The organism is Porphyromonas circumdentaria, from assembly GCF_900167105.1.
Classification (GTDB): domain Bacteria; phylum Bacteroidota; class Bacteroidia; order Bacteroidales; family Porphyromonadaceae; genus Porphyromonas; species Porphyromonas circumdentaria.
The window spans coordinates 90,674-96,852 of the sequence record NZ_FUXE01000007.1 but is presented as its reverse complement, the minus strand read 5'-3'; the positions used below and the strand labels follow the sequence as shown (position 1 = coordinate 96,852).

Sequence of the window (6,179 nt, the reverse complement as noted above, 5' to 3'; positions counted from 1 at the left end):
CCTCGTATTTGAAGCTCCTTTTTCGTTGGGTTGGGGAATACCTCCAATGTCGAAGCCTCTATTGCAACCCCTGCAGAGGGTTTAGAGCCTTCGTAACGTCGAGGGTTACCTCCATTATAATCTTCGCACTCCCAACCTTTTTCCCAAGCCAGCTTAGCATCTGCTTCATAGCAAACGTTGCGCTCCGTCTGAGACCCTGTATTTATAATACGTAGCTTATTGTTATGCATCGGGTGCGGATAGCTGTGGTCGGGTAGTGATTTGATCAGGGTTGAGCATGCCTCGCCACTTATTTGATTTTCGTAACAAAATACAGAAGAGAGGTTATCTAACCCTGTAAAATCTAATCCTTTAAGAGCACACTTAATCAAATCTACCGCTCGTAAATTTTCAGCTTTCTGCTCTCCCGAGTGGAAGATTACTTCTTCCAATTTTTCATTCTCATTGGCAGACATATACTCTAAAACCCCAAGGTTGGAGACATCTAATTTGCTAATTTGAGTTCTATCTGCTCCGAAACTTTTTAACTGACTAAGAGGCTGTAAATTCAACTCCGTTAAGGGATTCCCAGAACAATTAAGATGCTCTAAAGCGGTATTTGCGGTCAGATCTAATGCAGTTAGCTGATTGTTACTACAAAAAAGCGTCTTTAGATGGGTATTACTACTCAGGTTTAAGTTTGTCAAGGCATTATCCTCACAGTCCAATCTGATTAGGGAGGGGCTTTGAGAGACATTCAAGTCTACTACGGAAGTCTCTCCAATAGAGAATCTCTCAATCTCTCCCCAAATCTTTATGGTTACAATATCAGGCAATGCTCCGAAAGGGGGAAGTTCATACTTTGCGTACTTATTGTTTTGCCAATCATTGGGCTTCTCCACACCCTCTATCCTCCACTCTCCTTTTACCGAGAGACACATCCCGAAAGATCTTTTTTCTCCAATTTTCCCTTCACGAGTATCTATCTTAAAAGTGATATTGGGCTGAGTCTGAGCTCGACATAGAGAGGAGCCCAGAGCACTTAAACTCAGAAGAGCTAAAAGCCCTATGGTGATATTCGTAATCGTTTTCATGATAAACCTCCTTTTTATCTAAGAGTTATTGTTTCGATGGGGCGGTGTGTTATCGTAAGTTTTGACACAGCCCCTCACAAGGCAGTACCGTAGATGGGACAAGCCTATCTACGGCACTGAAGAGCACTTTTACTGCTTTATAACGGAGACCACTGTTTGGTCTACTTTGACCCAATAGGTGCCCTGTGGCAGTTGAGAGAGGTCGAGTGTAGTAGAGCCATCGCTACCGCACTGGGTGCGCATTACTACCACTCCCCGAGAGGTAAAGAGAGTTATCTCTGCCAGCGGTGCAGCTCCTCGTATTTGGAGCTCCTTTTTCGTTGGGTTGGGGAATACCTCCAATGTCGAAGCCTCTATTGCAACCCCTGCAGAGGGTTTAGAGCCTTCGTAGCGTTGTGGTTTGCCTCCGTTGTAATCTTCGCACTCCCAACCTTTTTGCCAAGCCACTTTAACATCATCTTCATAACAAACATTTCCTTCGCTATTAGATTTAGTGTCTATAATACGTACTTTGTTGTTGTGTATTGGGTGTGGATAGCTGTGGTCGGGTAGTGAGCTTATGAAGCGAGAGGTTGCCTCTCCATCCATCTTGTTGCCCTCACAGAAAATCATGAAAAGTTTATCTAGTCCTGTTACATCTAAAGCTCGGAGTGCATTGTTTGAGACATCCATTTGGCTCAAATCTTCTGCCTTACTCACTTCAGACGAAACAATCAAAGTTGTTAATTGGGGATTGTTAGTTATTATAACTCCCTCAAGTTCCTTTGAACGAGAAATATCTAAACTTGACAAGTTAGTCCACGAACAAGTCAGCCCCTCCAATTCTGTAAGCATAGAGAGCTCAAGGTTGGATAGAGGATTGTTAGAACACCTTAGTGTTTGGAGTTTTATGTTTTCTGCAAGGTTTAACTCTCTTAGATTGTTGTACGAACAGTCTAAGAATTTCAACTCTTTTAATCCCTTTAATTCTAAAGATTCTAATTTACAGTCACTGCAATCGAGATATTGGAGTTTTTTGTTGTTTGAAAGAGATAGCACTCCCTCTTTCGTAGTCGAACAGCGAAGATATTCTAACAGCAAATTTTTACTAAGATTTATCGAGTTCAAAGGTATTGTTGAATAAGACAAACTTTTCAACTCGGGACAATTAGAGACATTCATCTCTGTTATTAAAGCATCTGCTATCTCAAAGGAAGTTATCTTACCGTAAATTTCTATATCAAAGGGGGCTTGTTGTGGGTCTTCTGATTTTAATTCATAGGATATCCACTCCCCATTCTTCCATGCTTGAAGGTTTTTAAGTCCACTGCTCTGGATAGTAACATTGTCTTCTGCCCCAATTAACATCCGTATCGCTCTTGTAAATTTATAGGGACTATCTCCCTGAACAACAGAAGAATCGAATTTAAGTGTGATATTGGGCTGAGTCTGAGCTTTCACTGCAATTAGTGAAAAAAGGGGGGTGATACCCAGAATTATTATTACACGTTGTACAATCGATTTCATAACATTAAATATTTAATTGTTTTTGCATGTTGAGAAAGCTCCCTAATTACTCAAATTAGGGAGCGGACTTTTCTATAAAATGATTTTTTGAGAGATTATTCCTTTGTCATTAGTTACTCGAACAATATATAAACCAGAAGAGGTTATACCTAATTCTGTGATGGGAATTGTTATTTCTCCACTTTGTTTTAATTCTTTGCGACCAACAAGGTTCATATTTTCGTACGAGAAGACCTCAATAGTATTCATTACTTCTTGGCTACTTAAGGTAATAGTCTTTTTATAGTAATCTCTTAGTTCTATACTCACACAGGTTTCTTTCCCTTCTTGAGTAGTTTCAAGAGTAGATTTACGCACGAGAGGAGGTAAATTCTGGTAAGGCAAATTAGTAATAGTATTACAATAAAAGAGAGGGGTTTGTGTTCCATAATTGGCTACTAATAAACCACAGGTAGGTATTAGATAAGTAGCATCAATAAAGGAATCTCTTCTTTTTAGCCCATAAAATTCTTTTTCTAAAGAATCATATACTACATCATCATTATACTGTACAATTAGTCCAGGACAACTTCCCCCTCCTAATACAAATAAGAAAGGGTCATACTTTAAATTTGCATCCGTATCAGGTTTAGGAGTTATTGTCATTGACAATAATCTTGTGTTTCGAGGTTGAGAAACAGGGATGTATGAAAAAGAAATAGGTCTATTAGAGTGAAATTCTTGTTGGTTAAGATTCACGTCCACAGTTCCAAAAGAGTCCTCATAAAGAGCTCTAATGACAATCATATAGGTCCCATCTTGGGGAATGGTTATCGAAAAAAGAGCTGTATTGTCACCTCCAGAACCAGGAATAACAGAAGAGAAACGTAGCCAAGTTAATCCTTGGTTAATCAGAGGAGCTTGATTTACTTTTGCCGATACTAAATATACTACGTGAGGTATAGTACTTCGTGTGGAAATTATAACTTGTCTCCCAGAATCATAATATCGACTTGTTCTAAAAGTGTATGGAACAGGGGTCAATGGGAAAAAATCTCCAGAGGTTCTTAGTAGTTCCAATTTGTTCTCTTGTTCTTGATTAGAAGAGAGAGCTTGACTTGTTTTTTTTGTAGAGAGATATTCTTCTGCAGTTATCCTTCCAGCTTGAATATCTTGTACAGCCTGCAAGTACTCACTGTATGCCGAAGAGGATAGACGTGCGGAGGGTGCAGTATTAGATACCTTCATAAGCTCTACCCCCGCGATGTCGGGTACAACCGCTCTCACCGAAATCTGATGTTTGCCCGATGAGAGGTAAACCTTATCGGTACTGATGTTTACGCTATGAGGGTCGGGAGAGGTAGGATTGATAAGCCCACACGCCCTACCATCTACAAAAACATGGTAGGTGGGTAGATTACCCTCGATATCGAGGTACGGATTGACCCAAAAACTGATGTAGTACTCCTGAGAAACGGGAGCTTCGACATCAAAATCTACATAAGAGTAGTTGCCCTCGATGCGTGCCTCACGAGAGGGCGTAACCTCTGCAGGACCATTGCTTGATAGCATCTGAGCCGCGGGGCGAACTGCTTGCTGAGCATATCCTATTGCCGAAGTAAGGAGCAATAGAAGCGATAAAGACCAAAATTGAAATTTGTGTTTCATAATTATACTATTTATTTGTTAGTTAAAGACTTGGAGTTATAGCGAGAGCTTGGTCGGCTTTGACTAAACCGTAACCGTAGTACGTATTGTAAGTCCCCAACGGGGTAACTGTGTTGTAGTTCATATCTCCCACCTTACGAGCACTACGCTTAATAATATTTCGTACCTGCTCTCCTGTTAGTAAAGGATTTTTTTGTAGTATAAGAGCTGCAACACCAGCTACGTGAGGTGCCGCCATAGAGGTGCCAGAACTAAAATCGATAGTGTTGTTGGGTATAGTAGAGAGAATACGACTACCAGGGGCTACGACATCTAAGCTGGGACCAACCGAAGAAAAAGAGGAGCGTAAACCCAGAGAAGTTATAGAGCCCACCGTTAATACTTCTGGTCTGTAGTCTCCAGGATAAGAGATCGAACTATTTGAGCCATTTGGGGGTAAACCTGCATTGCCAGCAGATTTGACAAACACACAACCTCTACCATTTCTTCCACTGAACAAAGCACCATCAATAGCCTCCTCTAAGATAGTTGATGGAGTAGTTCTCCAAGAACAAGAAATCACGTCGGCTCCATTTTGCCAAGCCCAATTTATACACCGAGACAGGCGGTAGACAGAGCTCCAAGTAAGAGGATTACTCGCCACCATAATCTTTGCATCCGAAGCAACGCCTGCAATAAAGACACCATTGTTCCTCACGGCAGCTGCTATGCCTGCACAGTGTGAACCATGACTTCCATATACTTGAGCGGGAGAGCCGTTTGACTCGGAGTCGTAGCTCTGTGGGAAGATGTTGGCTTGAAGGTCACTGTGGTTGCGCTCAACACCTGTGTCTACTATAGCAATCTTGATACCCAGACCTGTTGATATATTCCAAGCTGTGCACACCCCTACATCAATCCCTTGATTCTCAAAGTTGAAGAGCCCCCACTGATCTGTAAAAAGTTCATCATAGGTACATTCTTGAGCATCAAAAGTAAAATCGGGAGCTACCGAGGCGAATAGACCCGTTTCGTACATCCGATTAGCAACCTCAAGCACGTTGCCTCCAGAGGCTGGAGTAATAGCTACCACGTACCAAAGGGGCATAAAAGGGTCCTGCTCCACTATCTCAAGGGCATGCTCCTGAGCGTAACGTTTCAAAGAAGAAATGTCTGAAGCCTTTTTTAGCTTGACATTAATATCTGTAGTCGAAAGTAATTCAAGCCCAGAAGTATTCCTGTAGCAGGGCATCACCAAGACTCTCGGTTGGGAAAACTTACTCTGCAAACTCTTAAGCAACGAAACTCGAGAATCACTCTGAGAAGCCTCCGACTGATAAACAAATAAATTGTAGCGAAGACGCTCCACCCCTTTTAAAAGGGAAACAAGCAGAGGGGAGGTTTGAGGAAGTATAGCCCCCTTGGGGGTAATCACAGTCGCCTTATCTGCAACCAAATCCAGAGGAACCTTTTTGTTACCATGATAGTAGAAAAGGTCTTGCCCGAAAAGTCCACAGACTACAAAGAAAGACAACAACAGACTCAATACAATCTTTCTATCCATAATCCACATAAACCATTAATATTTTCCATACTATTATTTTATCATCACGACAACCTTGGCAACAGTATGCATCTCCTTTCTTAAATCACCAAGGATACAGGAATAAACATAAAACCAACTAAGGATAAAATCTATCCTATGCAAATATATGAAATAAAAATCAAATATGCAAGTGTAAATTTGGCAAAAATATTTAACTGTCTTCGACGCTGCTCTTGTATCAAACGCTTTGAGCAGTTTGTACAAAGGGCAATTTTTGATAGACAGAGTTGCCTCAGAGGTGAAGAAAAGGAGTCTGAAGAAGAGATTATGGCTCAACTTTCCAAGAGATGAGTACAAAGTTTAGTTGCCATATATGCAAACTTTGGTTTTCATAGGTCTAAACTTGAGTTCCCATAGGAGCAAACTTT

General features: G+C 41.1%; 4 protein-coding genes. All 4 read right to left on the bottom strand.

From position 1 onward, the window contains the following. The coding region (locus tag B5D06_RS04430) for a leucine-rich repeat domain-containing protein (RefSeq protein ID WP_200804983.1) at positions 1-1,073 on the bottom strand (1,073 nt) is incomplete at its 3' end. A gap of 129 nt (positions 1,074-1,202) precedes the next feature. After that, positions 1,203-2,579: a T9SS type A sorting domain-containing protein gene (locus B5D06_RS04425; protein WP_078736813.1), complete on the bottom strand. Its 1,377-nt coding sequence runs from the start codon at positions 2,577-2,579 to the stop codon at positions 1,203-1,205. A gap of 72 nt (positions 2,580-2,651) precedes the next feature. Continuing rightward, positions 2,652-4,226, bottom strand: a complete 1,575-nt coding sequence (locus tag B5D06_RS04420) for a T9SS type A sorting domain-containing protein (RefSeq protein WP_078736812.1) — start codon at positions 4,224-4,226, stop codon at positions 2,652-2,654. A 22-nt stretch (positions 4,227-4,248) separates the two neighbouring features. Beyond that, entirely contained in the window at positions 4,249-5,769 is a 1,521-nt protein-coding gene (locus tag B5D06_RS04415; protein ID WP_159442691.1) for a S8 family peptidase, read from the bottom strand. Positions 5,770-6,179: the final 410 nt, after the last annotated feature.